This window comes from Asanoa iriomotensis (genome assembly GCF_016862515.1).
Lineage (GTDB): Bacteria > Actinomycetota > Actinomycetes > Mycobacteriales > Micromonosporaceae > Asanoa > Asanoa iriomotensis.
Map to the genome: position 1 here is coordinate 26,464 of NZ_BONC01000013.1, position 17,269 is coordinate 43,732.

At 70.4% G+C, this 17,269-nt stretch carries 13 protein-coding genes; 7 read left to right on the forward strand and 6 right to left on the reverse strand.

The features are described 5' to 3' along the window. Positions 1-49: 49 nt before the first annotated feature. Positions 50-1,996 carry a DNA topoisomerase (ATP-hydrolyzing) subunit B gene (gyrB, locus tag Air01nite_RS11680; RefSeq protein WP_203702029.1) on the reverse strand — a complete coding sequence of 649 codons (1,947 nt, stop codon included), beginning with the start codon at positions 1,994-1,996 and terminating at the stop codon, positions 50-52. Positions 1,997-2,612: 616 nt separating this feature from the next. Here gyrB and Air01nite_RS11685 point away from each other — a divergent pair. After that, a complete protein-coding gene (locus tag Air01nite_RS11685; RefSeq protein WP_203702030.1) occupies positions 2,613-3,167 on the forward strand; it encodes a hypothetical protein in 555 nt (184 codons plus the stop codon). A gap of 721 nt (positions 3,168-3,888) precedes the next feature. Here Air01nite_RS11685 and Air01nite_RS11690 read toward each other — a convergent pair. The 5 genes from Air01nite_RS11690 to dnaA all read right to left on the reverse strand — a co-directional run bounded on the left by Air01nite_RS11690 (position 3,889) and on the right by dnaA (position 10,757). Then, on the reverse strand, positions 3,889-4,488 hold the full coding sequence (locus Air01nite_RS11690) for a DciA family protein (RefSeq protein WP_239090655.1): 600 nt from the start codon (positions 4,486-4,488) through the stop codon (positions 3,889-3,891). A 226-nt stretch (positions 4,489-4,714) separates the two neighbouring features. Continuing rightward, positions 4,715-5,845, reverse strand: coding sequence for a DNA replication/repair protein RecF (recF, locus tag Air01nite_RS11695; protein WP_203702032.1), 1,131 nt, complete (start codon positions 5,843-5,845; stop codon positions 4,715-4,717). Positions 5,846-5,848: 3 nt separating this feature from the next. Then, on the reverse strand, positions 5,849-6,721 hold the full coding sequence (gene gnd, locus Air01nite_RS11700; protein WP_203702033.1) for a phosphogluconate dehydrogenase (NAD(+)-dependent, decarboxylating): 873 nt from the start codon (positions 6,719-6,721) through the stop codon (positions 5,849-5,851). A 53-nt stretch (positions 6,722-6,774) separates the two neighbouring features. Further along, positions 6,775-7,908: a DNA polymerase III subunit beta gene (gene dnaN, locus Air01nite_RS11705; RefSeq protein ID WP_203702034.1), complete on the reverse strand. Its 1,134-nt coding sequence runs from the start codon at positions 7,906-7,908 to the stop codon at positions 6,775-6,777. 824 nt (positions 7,909-8,732) lie between these two features. Next, a complete protein-coding gene (gene dnaA / locus Air01nite_RS11710; RefSeq protein WP_203702035.1) occupies positions 8,733-10,757 on the reverse strand; it encodes a chromosomal replication initiator protein DnaA in 2,025 nt (674 codons plus the stop codon). A 621-nt stretch (positions 10,758-11,378) separates the two neighbouring features. Here dnaA and rpmH point away from each other — a divergent pair. From rpmH to rsmG, 6 genes are all read left to right on the forward strand, one after another. Then, positions 11,379-11,516 (forward strand): 50S ribosomal protein L34, encoded by a 138-nt coding sequence (rpmH, locus tag Air01nite_RS11715; RefSeq protein ID WP_203702036.1) that lies wholly within the window; start codon positions 11,379-11,381, stop codon positions 11,514-11,516. A gap of 36 nt (positions 11,517-11,552) precedes the next feature. Then, positions 11,553-11,963 (forward strand): ribonuclease P protein component, encoded by a 411-nt coding sequence (rnpA, locus tag Air01nite_RS11720; protein ID WP_203702037.1) that lies wholly within the window; start codon positions 11,553-11,555, stop codon positions 11,961-11,963. Positions 11,964-11,977: 14 nt separating this feature from the next. After that, entirely contained in the window at positions 11,978-12,268 is a 291-nt protein-coding gene (gene yidD / locus Air01nite_RS11725) for a membrane protein insertion efficiency factor YidD (protein WP_203702112.1), read from the forward strand. A gap of 18 nt (positions 12,269-12,286) precedes the next feature. Beyond that, positions 12,287-13,405 (forward strand): membrane protein insertase YidC, encoded by a 1,119-nt coding sequence (gene yidC, locus Air01nite_RS11730; RefSeq protein WP_203702113.1) that lies wholly within the window; start codon positions 12,287-12,289, stop codon positions 13,403-13,405. A gap of 223 nt (positions 13,406-13,628) precedes the next feature. Then, on the forward strand, positions 13,629-14,192 hold the full coding sequence (locus Air01nite_RS11735) for a Jag family protein (protein ID WP_373310383.1): 564 nt from the start codon (positions 13,629-13,631) through the stop codon (positions 14,190-14,192). Between the two features lie 64 nt (positions 14,193-14,256). Continuing rightward, a complete protein-coding gene (rsmG, locus tag Air01nite_RS11740; protein ID WP_239090656.1) occupies positions 14,257-14,988 on the forward strand; it encodes a 16S rRNA (guanine(527)-N(7))-methyltransferase RsmG in 732 nt (243 codons plus the stop codon). Positions 14,989-17,269 lie beyond the last annotated feature (2,281 nt).

A 17,269-nucleotide genomic window follows, 5' to 3' on the forward strand; every position in this document is an offset into this window, starting at 1 on the left:
TCCGTCGGGGCCGACATGCAAGACGCACGCCGGCCCCCGAAACGTTGCGTCAGATGTCGAGGAAACGCACATCCTTGGCGTTGCGCTGGATGAACGAGCGCCGGGCCTCGACGTCCTCACCCATCAGCACGCTGAACAGCTCGTCCGCGGTGGCCGCGTCGTCGAGCGTCACCTGGCGCAGGGTGCGGGTCGCCGGGTTCATCGTGGTCTCCCACAGCTCCGGGTAGTTCATCTCGCCCAGACCCTTGAACCGCTGGATGTCGTCCGGCTTGGCGTTGGGCTTGGTCTCCTGGCGGAGCCGGATCAGCCCGTCACGCTCGCGGTCGGAGTACGCGTACTGCGCGTCGTCGCCCTTCTTGTTCCACTTGATCTTGTAGAGCGGCGGCGACGCCAGGTAGACGTGGCCGAGCTCGACCAGCGGCCGCATGAACCGGAACAGCAGGGTCAGCAGCAGCGTCTGGATGTGCTGACCGTCGACGTCGGCGTCGGCCATCAGCACGATCTTGTGGTAGCGCAGCTTCTCGATGTCGAAGTCGTCGTGGATGCCGGTGCCCAGCGCCGTGATCAGCGCCTGGACCTCGTTGTTCTTCAGCACCCGGTCGATCCGTGCCTTCTCCACGTTGAGGATCTTGCCGCGGATCGGCAGGATCGCCTGCACCCGCGGGTCGCGGCCCTGCTTGGCCGAGCCGCCGGCGGAGTCGCCCTCGACGATGAACACCTCGGACTCGCGCGGGTCCGTCGACTGGCAGTCGGCCAGCTTGCCCGGCATCGAGCCGGACTCCAGCAGCGACTTGCGGCGGGCCAGCTTGCGGGCCTGCTGCGCGGCGATCCGGGCCCGGGAGGCCTGGGTCGCCTTCGTGATGATCGTCTTGGCCTCGCTGGGGTTGCGCTCCAGCCAGTCGGCGAGCCACTCGTTGCAGACGCGCTGCACGAAGCTCTTGACCGGGGTGTTGCCCAGCTTGGTCTTGGTCTGGCCCTCGAACTGCGGGTTGGCCAGCTTGACGGAGACGATCGCCGCGAGACCCTCGCGGATGTCCTCACCGGTCAGCTTCTCGTCACCCTTGAGGATCTTCTTCTCGGTGCCGTACTTGTTGACCACACCGGTCAGCGCCGCGCGGAAGCCCTCCTCGTGGGTGCCGCCCTCGTGGGTGTTGATCGTGTTGGCGAACGTGTAGACCGACTCGCCGTACGACTCGTTCCACTGCATGGCGATCTCGACCGCCATGCCCTCCTCCTCGCCGCCGAACTCGACCACGGACTTGTGGATCGGCGACTTGGTGTTGTTGAGGTGCCGGACGAAGTCGGCGATGCCGCCCTTGTAGAGGAAGGTGACCTCGCGCGGCTTGCCGTCCTCTTCGCTGGTCGGCCGCTCGTCACGGAAGTGGATCGTCAGACCGCGGTTGAGGAACGCGTACTCCTGGAGCCGCCGGTAGATCGTCTCGAAGGCGAACTCGGTGGTCTCGAAGATCTTCGGGTCGGGCCAGAAGGAAACCGAGGAGCCCGTCTTGTTGGTGGTCTCGCCCTTCTGCAGCGGCCCCGGCTTGGAGTTGGTGTAGCTCTGCCGGTAGACGTAGCCGGACTTGTCGATCACCACCTCCATCCGGGTGGACAGGGCGTTGACCACGGAGACACCGACGCCGTGCAGACCGCCGGACACTGCGTAGGCTTTGCCGTCGAACTTGCCGCCGGCGTGCAGGACCGTGAGGGCGACCTCGACGCCCGGCTTCTTCAGCTTCGGGTGGAGGTCGACGGGGAAACCACGACCGTTGTCGACGACCCGCACGCCACCGTCGGCGAGCAGCACGACGTCGATCGTGTCGCAGTAGCCGGCGAGTGCCTCGTCGACCGCGTTGTCGACGACCTCCCAGACCAGGTGATGCAGGCCACGTTCACCGGTCGACCCGATGTACATGCCAGGGCGCTTGCGGACAGCCTCGAGCCCTTCGAGCACCTGGATCGAATCGGCGCCGTACTCCTGCTTTTTCTGCGTTGCCACCTTGGCCACTTTCTCGCGCCGCTCCGGCGCGTCCGGGAGACGCTCGGCCCGCGGGCGCGGGTATGGCGGGACGGCCACCAACGACCGGCGCGACCGGGGTGTGGGCGCGCCGCTCGCCGCGCCTTCCCGCGGTCACGATCGGCTGGACATGACACGCGGGCGGCCCCGGGCCGGGGAGGACCCGATATGGTCGTCCGCGCGTCGTCCTTCGTCTGCCACCAATCTTACCGGGCGGGAGCCTCGAACACCCATCCGGCGCGGCCCGAAAACGGCGCTAGAAGCGCCACAGGCGCCCGAACCCCTCTAGCCGCGACTCCCCCCACGCGTGTGGCCCTCCGGCGCGAGCCAGCCGCGCGCCGGCCGGTTTTGGCCCTCGATCATGAGTCGCTTTCGGTGGCCGGTGTGGCGGCCGGGATCAGTGGTCCGGGCAAATCGGAAATCAGGTCCATGATCCCCATCTCAAAGGTGACCGTCCGGGGGTCGCGCGAAACCGCCGCCGTGCCGTAGTTTCTGCCCCGCGATCCGATCGGGGCAAGCACCCGGCGGTGGGATACGCTCGCGCACCTACCTCACCGGTGTCGGGAAGCTGCTCAGCTGTCCGAGAAAGGGTGGCCCGATGGGGCTGGACAACGTCGCCGTCCAGTGGCCGCGCACCGGTCGTTTCTACGACCCGGTCGCACCGGCCGAGTTCGTCGACTTCGCCGACCTGGCGGACGCCCCCGACGTCGCCGCGCCCACCGCGGCCCTCGCCGGCCACATCGCGAAAACCGGGACGGTCCGGGCAACGGCCTACACGGAGCTGGTCGACCTGCTGCTCGGTCTGCAGGGTGTGCTCTACGCCACAGAGGCGGCGGCGGAGGACGAGGACCCGGTGATCGACCCGGACGGCTGCGCCTGGATCGCCGGCGGTCTGGAGCGCTTCGTCGACGGGCACCGGTCGCACGGCGAGACGGTCACCTTCGACACGGTCGGTGCCGTGCTGCGGACCGCGCTGGCGGGCGGCCGGCTGGCGGAGCAGCAGTTGCGCTGGCTCGACGGGCGGCTGGACGCCCTGCGGGACGAGTCGGGCGACGCGCCGCAGTGGAGCTTCGCCCGCAGCGAGCTCGCGGTCCTGGCCCGCTTCTACCGCCGCTGCGCGGACCGCGGCTTCGCCGTCTACGCGGACTACTAGTCGTTCCGGGGCCGGCCGCGCCTGCCTCGATCGGTTGGGTGGCCGATCAGCGCGACGCGGCGGGCCTCCGCCTGGTTCGGTAGGTTCGCGCGCCGCGACCAACTGCCGCCGCCGCCTACGGACACCGCACCTTGCGTTTCGGGGACCCAGCCGCCTTGGCGCGAGCCGGGACCGCGGCTTCTTGCGACCGTCGCCGGAAGCAGGAGCCGCGCCGATCCGCGGATGTTGGTAGTTCGTTGTCCTCGGCGCAGCAACCGATTACCCACATCTCCACGAGCGCTACGCGGTCTGCCAGCCGCTCCTGGCTCCCACCGGCAAGGCTCATCAGCTTGGGCGTCGGGGTCCTGATCCCTGCGGAACCGGAGCAACCCGGCTTGTCCAGTCGGGCTCCGCGCAACCTCATGATCCAGTGCAGCCAATCGACGAACCAGCGGCGCATCGCCATGATCACGTGTGGCACGCCTGTAATACCCGCGCCATATCTGACAGCGCATGCGCACCTGATCACGACACGGGCCGCTCGCAAAGCGGACCTAACGCACGCGATCATGAAGTAGCGCCGCCACCGAAACCTGCGACGGCCAAGCCGCACATCATCATCGCGCGGGGCGTCCCCTGGCGCGCCCTCGCGTCGCGCGTGCGTCCCCGGCGCGCACTCGCGGCGCGCGTGCGTCCCCGGCGCGCACTCGCGGCGCGCGGTGGCTGAATGGATCGGCGGCGGTCAGCCGTAGGTGTCGCGAGGGCCGCGGCCCTGCACCCGGCGCGGGCCGCGGTTCCACGACGGTGCGGCTGGGCCGTGGATGTGCAGCTTCTTGACGACGTTGTGGCCCACCTCGCCGGCGATGCGTTTGAGCAGGTTCGCGGCCAGCAGGCGGAGTTGGGTGGCCCAGGCCGTCGACTCGGCCTCGACGGTGAGCTCGCCGTCGGCCAGCTTGATCGGGCGGCAGTGCGCGGCGATGTCCGGGCCGACGACCTTCTCCCAGGCGCCGAAGACCGTCGCCTCCGCGGCCGGCTTCTGCCAACCGCGGGCCTTGACCAGGCGCTCCAGCACCGCGCCAAAGAGTTGTGGGTCGCGCGGGTCGGGGCCCGGCCCCGAATAGCCGCGCAACCGCCCTCGCTGGCTGCCGCCGGAGCCGACCGCCGGCCGGCGGCGTTGGGCGGCCGCGCCCCGCTTGGCCAGCGCCGCGTCCAGCGCTGCCCGCGCCAGCTCCGGACCTGCCAACCCTTCGGTCGACCCGGCCCGGTCAGGTTTGGACCCGCCGGCACTGGAGCCACGCCCCGCCGCCCCGGGATCAGAACCCGCCGCAGCCGAGCCACCCACGCCTTGGTCCGAGCCTCCGCCGGACGCCGGCCCGGTAGCCCGAGCTGAGCCTCCGCCGGACGCCGGCCCCGTAGCCCGAGCCGAACCTCGGCCGGGCGGCGGCTCCCCAAGCCGCGATGAATCTCGGCCGTCCGGGCCGTCCGAGCCCAGGTCGAACTCGCGGCGGGCGGACCTGCCCGTCGACCGGCCGCTGCCCGTGCGCGGCGATCCGCCACCGGCCGGCTCGTCACTCGACACGACGCACCACACCTTCCGCGATCTCGAACCGTGCTCCCTGCAACGAGGCTGGCACGTCCTCGGCCACCGCGCACGTCACCAGCAGTTGGGTGGCGCCGCCGACCAGCTCGGCCAACCGCTCGCGGCGGCCCGCGTCCAGTTCCGCGAACACGTCGTCCAGGGCCAGCACCGGCTCGATCCCGTCGGCCCGCAGCAGGTCGTAGGCCGCGAGGCGCAAGGCCAGCGCGTAGGACCACGACTCGCCGTGGCTCGCGTAACCCTTCGCCGGCAGCTCGCCCAGCGTCAGCACCAGGTCGTCGCGGTGCGGACCCGTCAGCGTGACGCCGCGTTCCACTTCGGACGAACGGCCCGCGGCCAGCGCGGCCAGCAGCGCCTCCTGGAGGGCGGCGCGATCGGGCGACGGCGGCACCTCGATCGACGCCCGGTAGGCGATGCCCGCGGCTGTCCGCCCGGCCGCCACCGCGTCGTAGGCCTTGGCCACGAAGGGCGCCAGCGCCGTCACCAGCTCCAGCCGGCCGGCCAGCAGCTCCGCGCCGTGCTGGGCCAGGTGCGCGTCCCAGACGTCCAGGGTGGACAGATCCCCGCCGCGGGTGCCGCCGGTCTTGCGGGCCAGGTAGGACGTGCGGAGCAGCGCGTTGCGTTGCTTGACCACCCGGTCGTAGTCGGCGCGGACACCGGCGTAGCGGGGTTGCCGCGCCACCAACAGGTCGTCCAGGTAGCGCCGGCGTTCGGCCGGGTCGCCGCGGACCAGCTCCAGGTCCTCCGGCGCGAACAGCACCATCCGCAGCGCACCGAGGACGTCCCGGGCGCGGCGGACCGGTGACCGGCCCAGGCGCGCCCGGTTGGCCTTGCCCGGCACGATCTCCAGCTCGACCTGCAGCTCGCGTCCATCGTGGACGACCAGGCAGCGGATCACCGCCGCCGCGGCACCGGCCCGGACGAGAGGGGCGTCCGTGGCGACCCGGTGACTGTCCAGGGTCGCCACGTAGCCGAGCGCTTCGAGCAGGTTCGTCTTGCCGACCCCGTTGGGGCCGACCAGCACGCTCGCCCCAGCGGACAGGTCGACCGCCACCCGCTCGTACGAGCGGAAGTCGACCAGTTCGAGCCGCTGGACGTACACGAATCAGCTCTTTTTGACCGGATGCCCACCGAACTGGTTGCGCAGCGCGGCCACCGCCTTCATCGCCGGCGAGTCCTCCTCGCGGGACTCGAAGCGAGCGAACAGCGAGGCGGCGATGACGTGCATCGGCACCGCCAGGCGGATCGCCTCCTCGACGGTCCAGCGGCCCTCGCCGGTGTCGTCGGCGTAGCCCTTGATCTCGTCGAGCCCCGGGTCCTGCTCGAGCGCCCGGTCGAGCAGGTCGAGCAGCCACGACTTGATCACGGTGCCCTCGCGCCACGACTTGATCACGCCGGGCACGTTGTGCACGAGCTCGGAGGCGCCGAGCAGCTCGTAACCCTCCGCGTACGCGTGCATCAGGCCGTATTCGATGCCGTTGTGGACCATCTTGGCGTAGTGCCCGGCGCCGACCGGCCCGGCGTGCACGAAGCCGAACTCACCGGCGGGCTTGAGCGCCTCGAAGATCGGCATGAGCCGGTTGATGTGCTCCTCGGAGCCGCCGGCCATCAGCGCATAGCCGTTCTCCCGGCCCCAGATGCCCCCAGAGACGCCAACGTCGACGTACCCGATGCTCTTGACGTCGAGCCGCTCCGCGCGCGGTGCGTCGGCGCTGAACCGCGAGTTGCCACCGTCGATGATGATGTCGCCGGGGCTGAGCACGGCGGCCAGTTCGTCGATCGTGCTGTCGGTGACACCGGCCGGGACCATCACCCAGACCGCGCGGGGCGCGGTGAGCTTGGCGGCCAGTTCCGTCAGGCTCTTGGCGTCGGAGATCTCTAGGTTGTGGTCGAATCCGACGACCTCGTGACCGGCGGCGCGCAGACGTTCGCGCATGTTGCCGCCCATCCGGCCCAGGCCGATGAGCCCCAGCTGCATAGCGGGTTCCTCTCCCGTGTGACGTGCTCTGTTGCCCCTGCGTTACCCGCGGCTCAGCGGGTTACCCGGATCGGCATGATCAGGTAGCGGTAGCCGGGGACGATCTCGCCGTCGTCGCCGGCAGGCGAGATCACGGCAGGCTTGAAGGCGTCGACGAAGGAGAGGAGTGCCGTCGGTGCCAGGAGGTTCTGCAGACCGTCGATGAGGTACTGCGGGTTGAAGCCGATGGTCAGCGGCTCACCGGTGAAGGTGGCCTCCATCGCCTCGCTCGCCCGCGCCTCCTCGCTGCCGCCCGCCTCGACGACCAGGCCGTCGGGGCCGAAGCTGAGCAGCACCGGGGTGGTGCGCTCGGCCACCAGGGCCACGCGGCGGACGACCTCGACCAGCGCCGGCACGGAGACCCGCGCCTCGGCGTTGTGGCTGGCCGGGAAGAGCGACCGCACCGGCGGGTAGTTGGCACCGTCGAGCAGCCGGCTGGTGGTGCGCCGGGTGCCCGCCGAGAAGCCGATCATGCCCTCGCCGGCGCCGCCGTGTGCCAGCGCCATCGTCACGTCGCCGCCGAGCGGGCCGAGGGTCTTGGCCGTGTCGTTGAGCGTGCGGGCCGGCACGAGCGCGTTGAGGCTGATCTCCGGGTCCTCCGGGCGCCACTCCAGCTCGCGCATGGCGAGCCGGTAGCGGTCGGTGGCCAGGAGAGCGATGTTGCCGCCGGAGAGCTCGAGCCGCACGCCGGTCATCATCGGCAGCGTCTCGTCGCGGCCCGCGGCGATCGCGACCTGGGCGACCGCTGTGGCGAAGGTCGCGGCGTCGATCGTGCCGGCGCTGGCGGGCATCGCCGGCAGGCTCGGGTAGTCCTCGACCGGCATGGTCGGCAGGGTGAACCGGGCGCTGCCGCAGACGAGCTCGAGGTGGGCGCCGACGGCGGCGATGTCGACCGGCTTGCCGGGCAGCGCCTTGGTGATCTCGGCGAGCAGGCGGCCGGAGACCAGTGCGGCGCCGTCGGCGTCACCCTGGATGTCGACGGTCACCTGGCTGGAGACCTCGTAGTCGAAGCCGGAGACCTCGAGGCTGCCGTCGGAGACCCGCAGCATCACGCCGGCGAGCACCGGGACGGACGGACGACTCGGCAGACTCTTGGCCGTCCACGCCACGGCGTCGGCGAGCGCGTCGCGCTCCACACGGAACTTCATGCGATGCCTCCGGGTCGTCTCGGGTGCGTAGTGCCCCACCGAACTTTAAGACGAGGCGTGCCGTGACGTGCGCCCGACCCCGCTCTTCTCGGCGAGGTTACGAGCGCATGCACAAATCCCCAGACGTGATGATTGGTTTTCTTCTCTCTAAAGAGATATCTAGTCGTCTTCATCGGTCCTGTGCGAACTGTGGATCGTCGCTGTTTTGGCTGCTCAGATATGTTATCCACCGGTGTCGAACGTGTGGATGAGCCTGCGTGTAACTCGGCCCCCGATCCACAGCCGACCGCTCGCACACAGCCACGCCAAGTTGTCCACCGGTTGTCCACCGGGTTTACCCACGGTTTCTCCACACCCCGTTAGAGATCATCTTCGGCCTTTCCCCAGAACCTTCAACACACTCCGCACATGGTGCGCGCAGCTGTGGACGTCCGGACCCGCGTCCACAGCACTGTCCCCAGCCTTCGTCCACAGCCTGTGTGGACATCGACGGGCACGACCGCGACGCCGTCCACGACGGTGGACAGCGGCTGTGGATTGCCTGTGGGAACTGTGGATGAACGCGAGTCACCTGTGTGTTCTGCGGATAACCGCTCCTTACGTGTGCACAAACCTGGGGACGCAGACTGATCCAGACTGATCGTAGTAAACAACCTAATCCGGACAATACTGGAAACGCTGGCAGCGACGGTTTTTCCACGTGTGGATACCTCTGGGGGTACGGGTGTGGACCAGGTGTGGAAAAGCCCGACATCCTGTGGATTGATGTCGGGCTGTGGATACGCGTGTAGCGGTGTGGATAACCGCGTGCGCTCAGCGCAACGCTACGAGCTCTGCTTGATCCGGTTCGTCAGCTCGGCGATCTGGTTGTAGAGCGACCGCCGTTCCGCCATCTGCTGGCGGATCTTCCGGTCCGCGTGCATCACCGTGGTGTGGTCGCGGCCGCCGAACGCCTGCCCGATCCGGGGCAGCGACAGGTCGGTCAGCTCGCGGCAGAGATACATGGCCACCTGGCGGGCGTTGACGAGCACCCGCGAACGGGAATGGCCGCGGAGGTCCTCGAGCGAGACGCCGAAGTAGTCAGCCGTCGACACCATGATCTGATCGGCGGTGATCTCCGGGCCCGACCCGTCCGGGATGAAGTCGCGCAGCACCTCTTCGGCGATCGCGAGCTCGACCGGCGACCGGGTCAGCGAGGCGAACGCCGTGACCCGGATCAGCGCGCCCTCGAGCTCGCGGATCGAGTTGGCGATCCGCGACGCGATGAACTCCAGCACGTCCGGCGGCGCGTACAACCGCTCCTGCGCCGCCTTCTTCTGCAGGATCGCGATCCGCGTCTCGAGGTCCGGCGGCTGGATGTCGGCCAGCAGCCCCCACTCGAACCGGGTGCGCAGCCGATCCTCCAATGTGGCCAACTGCTTCGGCGACCGGTCGGAGGTGATGACGATCTGCTTGTTGGCGTTGTGCAGGGTATTGAACGTGTGGAAGAACTCTTCCTGCGTGCGCTCGCGGTTCTCCAGGAACTGGATGTCGTCGATCAGCAGGATGTCGACGTCGCGGTAGCGGCGCTGGAACGCGCTGGTCTTGTCGTCGCGCAGCGAGTTGATGAAGTCGTTGGTGAACTCTTCGGTCGAGACGTAGCGCACCGACCGTGCGTTGCCCAGCGTCGTGGCGTAGTGGCCGATCGCGTGCAGCAGGTGCGTCTTGCCCAACCCGGAGCTGCCGTAGATGAACAGCGGGTTGTACGCCTTCGCCGGCGACTCGGCCACCGCGACGGACGCCGCGTGGGCGAACCGGTTGGACGAGCCGATGACGAACGTCTCGAACATGTACTTCGGGTTGAGGCGGTTGCCGCCACCGTCGGCACCCGCGCGCCGTTCGTCGCGGCGACCCGGACCGCTGTCGCCACCCTCGCGCCGCATCGCCTGCGTGGGCGGCTCGTCGTAGGGCAGCCTGCGGTTGTCGGGCTGGTCCTGCTGCGCGGCCGGTCGCTGTTCCTCGCGCGGCTGGTACGGCGTGCCGTACGTGGTGCCGCCGCTGGAGTAGCCGGGGACGGCCTGGGGCGGCGACGCCGGGTACGGGGTGCTGAACAGCGCGTCCTGGCGGTCGCGTTCGGCGCCCCGCGGGGTGGGGTTCGCGGCTGGCACCGGCGGGCGGGCCTTGCCGACGGCTCCGGTGCCGGTCGGGCGGGCGCCCTGGGCCGGCGCGGCCGGGCTGGTCGGTGCCGGGTCGACCGGTGGGTTGGGCTTCGGCTGGATGACGCTGTGCAGCGCGGTCGGGGCGTTGAGGGCGTTGATCTGGTCCGGCTTGGCGGCCGGCCGCGGCTCCCCGGCGGGTGCCGGGCTCGTGGCTGCCGCGCTCGGGCGCGCGGTGGGCTGCGGCGGCGTGCCGGGTTGGCGGGGGGCGGGAGCCGGTGGTGACGGCGGCGGCGCGGCGGCCGGCTTGGGCGGTTCGGCCTGGCCGGTGGTGTCCGGCGGGGTGGTGCGCTGGTGCGGCGGGTAGGCGCTGGCGGCGAACCCGCCGGCCTCGTCCGGCGTGGGGGGTGCCGGGGGCCCGAGCGGAAAGCCGGCCGGCCGTGGTTGACCGTCCTCAGGGGGGCGGACGGTGACCGCGACCTGGATCGCGCGACCCATCCGCCGGGAGAGCGCCTCGGTGATCGCCGGCCGCAGCCGGGACTCGATGACGTCCCGGGTGAACGCGTCGGGCACGGACAGCAGGGCGGTGTCTTCGACGATCGCGCGGAGCCGGGTCAACCGGAGGTAGGCGCGCTGCTGGGCGGAGACGATCTCGTCCGCGAGCTCGTCGGTCGCCGCCAGCCACACGCCGGCGAGATCGATCGTCTCGGACACCCTGTCGCCACCCCCCTCGATCCATGTGCTCGGCCGCGACGGGCCTGCTCAGACCCGCTGCCACCTGGGCACAGTCCCCCGCGTACGGGCGGCTGGCCTGACCGCTGTCCACAAGTTGTCCACAGCCTGTGTGCTGGCCGATCGTGGCCCTTTACCCATACGAACTGACGAACCGGACTCGACCGATTCGGCAGTGGTGTGGCTTCACCGTGCCGAACGATTGACCACCTCGCCCGGTTTTGCCCCGTATGGCAGCCGTGAGCCCCCCAGATCGCCGACCAGCAACCCGGCACGCTAACAGCGTTGTCCACACCCCTACAACCGTTGTCCACAGAACTGCCTTCTCGGTATACGCAAAAGGGGGCACGATTGGGCTGCGCCGTACCCGCCGCGGCCTGCGACGACGCGCCGTTTGCCGGTGTTTGACGGTCATTGCGGCGGTGCGTAGGCTAGAGCGGCCGCTCCGTCGCCCTCTGGTAGGGTGACGGATGTTTGCTGGGTAGGTGCGTCTCGCATCTCGAGCACGCCGGCCGACGCGCCGAGGCACGCCTCGTGCGGCGCGCCGCGCATCAACCAAGACCGGCCCGCCTGTTCGGGCCGCCCGACGACGGAGAGCCTGACGTGAGCAAGCGCACCTTCCAGCCGAACAACCGTCGGCGTGCCAAGACCCACGGCTTCCGGCTGCGCATGCGCACCCGCGCCGGCCGTGCCATCCTCTCCGCCCGCCGGGCCAAGGGTCGCAAGGAACTGTCGGCCTGATCGTCAGTCCGGCACCAGGATGGAAGTAGGGCAGCGATGCTGGCCCCCGCGCAGCGCCTTCGGCGCCGCGACGAGTTCACCACCGCTCTTCGTGGCGGCCGCAGGGCCGGTCGCGGTGCGGTGGTCGTCCATCTGACGCTTCCGTCCCCGTTCCCGCACGATCTCGACCAGCCGGCGTCCGCCACTGGTGCGGCCAACGCCACACCACCGGCGCGCGCCGGCTTCGTCGTGTCGAAGGCCGTCGGTGGCGCCGTGGTGCGCAACCAGGTCAAGCGCCGGTTGCGGCATCTCACACGGGAACGCTTGGCGGCGTTGCCGGAGGGCGCCACGCTGGTAGTAAGGGCGCTGCCCGCGGCCGCCGACAGCTCGTACCAGCGGCTCGGTCTTGATCTCGACAAGGCGATCTCGGCGGCGCGGAGCCCACGGAAGGGTCGGGAGGGGCCGTGAGTTCTCAGGAAACCATCAGCAACGCGACACCCAAACGCCCCAGCATCCCCGCCCGCGTACTGGCTTTTTGCATCATCGCGTACCGTCGTTGGATAAGCCCGGCACTGCCGGCCCGCTGTCGGTTCTACCCGTCGTGCAGCGCATACGCCCTCGAGGCGGTGTCGCGGCACGGCGCGATCCGTGGAACCGGTCTGGCGATCTGGCGGCTGCTGCGCTGCCACCCCTTCCACCCCGGTGGCTACGACCCGGTGCCGGAACCGGGCCGTCGTCGCCCCGCCAGCGCGGCGGACCCCCTGACCGAGTGACGGGAGCCCTTGGTGCACATCAGTCTTGACTGGATCTACTGGGCGATCTCGTGGATCCTGCTGCGCTGGCACGGGGTGTGGGATGCCATCGGCGTGCCGGACAAGGCGGTGCTGGGCACCAACTGGTCCTGGATCCTGTCGATCTTCTTCCTGGTCGTCACGGTCCGCGTGGTTCTGTTCCCCATCTTCGTCAAACAGATCAAGTCGCAACGCGCGATGCAGTCCCTGCAACCCAAGGTCAAGGAGTTGCAGGAGAAACACAAGGGCGACCGGGAAACGCTCCAAAAAGAGATCATGGAGCTGTACCGGACCGAGAAGGCCAACCCGCTCATGGGCTGTCTGCCCATGTTCCTGCAGATTCCGGTCTTCCTCGGCCTCTTCCACGTCCTCAAACGCCTCAACCCCAACAACCAGGCCAAGGAGTTGTACGGCTGGACGGCGCAGCAGTTCGACAGCGCGTCGCACGCGACCCTGTTCACCGCGCCCATCTCCGGCCGGTTCGGCTCGAGCGCGACCGAGCTCGCCGCCCTTGACGCCAGCGTCACGACCGTCAAGATCATCGCGGCCCTCCTCGTAGTCGTCATGATTGCCACGACATATCTGACCAGCCGCCAGATGATCCTCAAGACGGGCTGGGCCGAGGACCCGCAGCAGCGGATGCTCCAGCGGCTCATGCTCTACGGCATCCCGGCCTCGCTGCTGATCTCCGGTGCCATCTTCCCGATCGGTGTGATCATCTACTGGGTCACGAACAACCTGTTCACCCTCGGCCAGCAGCAGTGGGTGCTGCGCAAGTTCCCGCCGCCGAAGGTCAGCACCGCCGCCACGGTCAACCGCTACTCGGAGGCCGGCGAGAAGGCGCGGGCCGCCGCGGCCGCGCGCGAGTCCCAGCCGCAACAGAAGTCAGGTGGACTGCTCAGCCGCATCACCGAGGCCGCCAAGTCGGCCGCCGCCCCGCAGGCCGGCGCGGCGCCCAAGGCCGTCGGCAAGTCCTCGTCTCGTGACGCGGCCAAGTCCAACGGCAAGCAACCCGAGGCGAAGGGCGCGGTCGACGGCAAGGCCCTCGCGCCCAAGCCCGGCGCGAAACCGGTCAACCCGAAGAAGGCCGGCGGCCGCAGACCGGCGAAACGTAAGTGAGCGCTGCGGCCGGCGCCTCCTCCGCCGGCCGCGCCTCGCGACGACAAACGTGCCCGGCGCCGGGGTGACCCGCTCACCCGCCCGGGCTGACCAGCGGACCTGATGGTCCGGCAAGCAGACATACGGAGATGACACCGTGACCGACACCAGCATCCCCCGCACCGATAAGCCGTTCGACGAGGAGAACGACGAGGCTGCTGCGCGTGCGGACGAGGCCGCTGAGCTGGCCGAAGAAGCGGACGAAGCGGATGAGGCTGACGAGGCGGACGAGGGCGACGAGGCGTCGGGCGACGGCGCGGACGCCGGTGAGGCCAAGGAGACCAGCGACAACGACCTGTTCCGGCAGAGCGAGATCGCCGCGGACTACGTCGAAGGCCTGCTGGACATCCTCGACTACGACGGCGACATCGACGAGTTGGTGTCCGGCGGCCGGCCGGTGGTCGAGGTCGTCGGCGGCCGGCTGCAGCCGCTGGTCGGCCAGCGCGGCGCGACGCTGGAGGCGCTGCAGGAGCTGACCCGGCTGGCGGTCTTCCGCGAGACCGGCTCGCCGAGCCGCCTGCTGCTCGACGTCGGTGGCTACCGGGCCAACCGCCGCAAGGAGCTGGCCGCGGTGGCCAAGAACGCGGTCGAGAAGGTCAAGGAGTACGGCGAGCCCGTGCGCCTGGAGCCGATGTCGGCGTTCGAGCGCAAGTGCGTACACGATGTGGTCAACGCTCTTGCGGGTGTCGAAAGCGAGTCCGAGGGCGTCGAGCCGCACCGCCGGATCATCGTGCGCCCGGCTCCCTGATGCTGTTGAGCTTGTCGGCCCGGGTGGTTCGCCGCCCGGGCCGTTGCATGTCTGGAGTTCGTTCGTGACCGACCTCCCTGTCCCTCCGGCCGTAGCTTCGGTGGTCTTCGGTGACCGCCTGCCGCTGGCTGCTCGATATGCCTCCCTCCTGGCCACGGACGGTGTGGTTCGCGGCCTGATCGGCCCCCGCGAGGCCCCGCGTCTCTGGGACCGGCACCTTCTGAACTGTGCCGTGATGACCGATTTGATCCCTTCCGGCGCTTCGGTGATTGACGTAGGGTCTGGGGCCGGTTTGCCCGGTATCGTGCTTGCGGTGGCGCGACCGGATCTTTCCGTCGTTCTGGTCGAGCCACTGGCACGACGGACCGCCTTCCTGGCGGAAGTGGTGACCGCGCTGGGCCTGGACGCTGTCGTGACAGTCGTCCGCGGCCGAGCGGAGGAGGTACGGGCCGCAGTTGACCCGGCCGACGTGGTCACCGCTCGGGCGGTCGCGCCGCTCGACCGACTCGCCGGCTGGTGTCTCCCCCTCACCGCACCCGGCGGACGGCTGCTCGCCCTGAAGGGCGCGTCGGCCTCCGACGAGATCGCGGAACACCAGACCGCGATCGGTCGACTGGGTGGTGCCACGCCGGTCGTCCGGCAGTGCGGGGTCGGCCTCGTCGACCCGCCGACGACCGTCGTGGAAATCGTCCGCGAGCGCGTAGTCGAGCCGGCATCACCCCGGCCGGCCGGCCGGGGTCGGCGCCGCTCCTCATCGGAGAGCGGCGGAGGGCGCGGGACAACGCGGAGGGGTTAGATGGGTCGGCGGGGACCAGCACCTGGGTTCGAATCCACTTCCCCGCCGTCTTTGGCTGATCCACCGGGTGATCGCGCCGATGCGGACGCTTCCCCGGAGCGGGGGGCTCGCCGTGGTCGTGTTGACGCCGAGTCGTCGGACGGCCCGACTGCCGAGGGGCCGGGCTCCGCGGAGTCGCCGGAGGGTGTCTCGAAGCGAGCGCCTCGCTCTGGCAGCGGCGGCGCGGACCGGGATGCTTCCGCGAAACCGTCACCTCGTGGTGCCGCCCGGCCTTCTGACAGTGCGGCTGCGTCCGGAGCGGAGTCGGTTTCCGTGGCTTCCCGCGACGGGGTCACGAAGCGGACGCCTCGCGCTGGCCGTGGTGGCGCGGGTTCGAGCGCCGCGGTCGCGGGGGCCACGCGCGTAGGGCCGGTTGCCACTGCGGACCTGGACGCTCCCCGGGCGCGTCGTGGTGGCGCCAAGTCCTCGGACGCTGCACCTGCGTCCGTGGCGCGGTCGGCTTCCGTGGCGTCCGCGAAGGGCGTCTCGAAGCGGGTGCCTCGCGCTGGTCGCGGTGACGCGAAGTCGGACGGCGCGGCTGCTGCTGTGCCGCGGTCGGTTTCTGCGGCGGCGCCGGACGGCGCCTCGAAGAGCACTCCTCGCGCTGGTCGTGGGGTCGCGGTTTCGGGTGGCGTGCCAGCGGGAGGCGGCGTCTCGAAGAGGTCGCCTCGCGGTGCTCGTGTTGGTGCGAAGTCGGACGGCGCGCCTGCGGCAGGGGGTGGGGCCCTGTCGGTTTCGGCGACGTCGCCGGACAGCGTCTCGAAGAGGTCGCCTCGCGGTGCTCGTGTTGGTGCGAAGGCGGACAGCGCGCCTGCAACAGCGCGCGGGGCCCGGTTGGTATCCGCGACGTCGCCGGACAGCGCCTCGAAGTCGGCCGGAACTGGTCGTGGTGTCGGGCGTTCGGGCGGCGCGCCCGCGGGAGGCGCTCACGCGCCGTCGGCTGCGGGCGCGAAGCTCGGTGCCGATTCGACGCCGGCATCCCGTGGCGGCGCGGGTTCGGACGGTGGGTCTGCGCGGGCGGCCGTGTCGGCTTCCGGAGCAAAATCCGATGCCGTCTCGAAGGGGTCGCCCCGCGCAGGTCGTGGCGGCACGATTTCCGATGGTGTACCCGCGGCGAGCGGGGTGCGGTCGGCTGTCGGCGCGCGGCCCGACGCTGCCTCGAAGAGGGCTCCTCGCCGTGCCACTGCCGGTTCGGGGTTGGAGGGCGCGGCTGCGGGAGCAGTTCGGCTGCGGTCGACCGGCGAGTCGGAGTCCAACGTCGCCTCGAAGCGGGCCCCTCGCCGTGCCATTGCCAGCTCGGGGTCGGATGGCGCGGCTGCCGGAGTCGCTCGGCCGCGGACGACCTCCGAGTCGGGGTCAAACCTTGCCCCGCAGCGGCCACCAGGCCGAGTTCGTGCTGGCGCGGTGACGGACGGCGCGAGCGGCAAAGAGGCGTCGCCGCCGCGGAGTGGTCGCGGCGTTGCCGCAACGCCGACGTCAGCGCGAAAGACCAAGGTGGCGGCAACCCCTCGTCGGACGAAGGTTGCGGCAACCCCACGCACGACCGGGGTTGCGGCAACGCCTGAGGCCGACGTTGCCGCAACCCCGCGCAGGACCGCAGTTGCCGCAACGCGGCCTCGGACCGAGGTTGCGGCGACCCGACGCACGAAGGGGGTTGCGGCAACGCTTGAGACCGACGTTGCCGCAGCCCCGCGCAGGACTGGAGTTGCCGCAACGCGGCGTCTTACCGAGGTTGCGGCAACCCCACGCGCGACGGGGGTTGCGGCAACGGCTGAGACCGACGTTGCCGCGACCCCGCGCAGGACTGGAGTTGCCGCAACGCGGCGTCGGACCGAGGTTGCCGCAACCCCAGGCGAGGAAGTTGCCGCATCGTCCGCCTCGGAAGGGGCTCACCGGCGTGCGGCAAAGGCCGCCTCCTCAGCCGCGACGAAGAAGGCCGTCGTGGCGAAGACGCCGACCACGCCAGCGTCGTCTGCGTCCCGCGGCCGTGGTGCCCGGGACGCCGCCGGTGGCCTAGGGCCGCCCGGAGTCTCCGACGATTCGGCACCGCTCGAACCCAGCGGCCGTGATGCCGCTTCACCGGCGGCCGCGCCACCATTGTCGAAGGCCAGCAAGAGCCAGGGCCGGTCATCGGTCGCGACCTCGCGACGTCGTCGCGATTCCGTAGGCGAGGTGGAACCGAACGCGCCGTCCTCGCTCGGCTCAGCGGTAGTCCACGATTTGGGTTCCGATGCGAGCCCCG

Coding starts and splice junctions, on each gene's coding strand:
- Air01nite_RS11685 (WP_203702030.1), top strand. CDS start 2,613: ATGGGGCTGGACAACGTCGCCGTCCAGTGGCCGCGCACCGGTCGTTTC.
- gnd (WP_203702033.1), bottom strand. CDS start 6,721: ATGCAGCTGGGGCTCATCGGCCTGGGCCGGATGGGCGGCAACATGCGC.
- dnaN (WP_203702034.1), bottom strand. CDS start 7,908: ATGAAGTTCCGTGTGGAGCGCGACGCGCTCGCCGACGCCGTGGCGTGG.
- rnpA (WP_203702037.1), top strand. CDS start 11,553: ATGCTGGCCCCCGCGCAGCGCCTTCGGCGCCGCGACGAGTTCACCACC.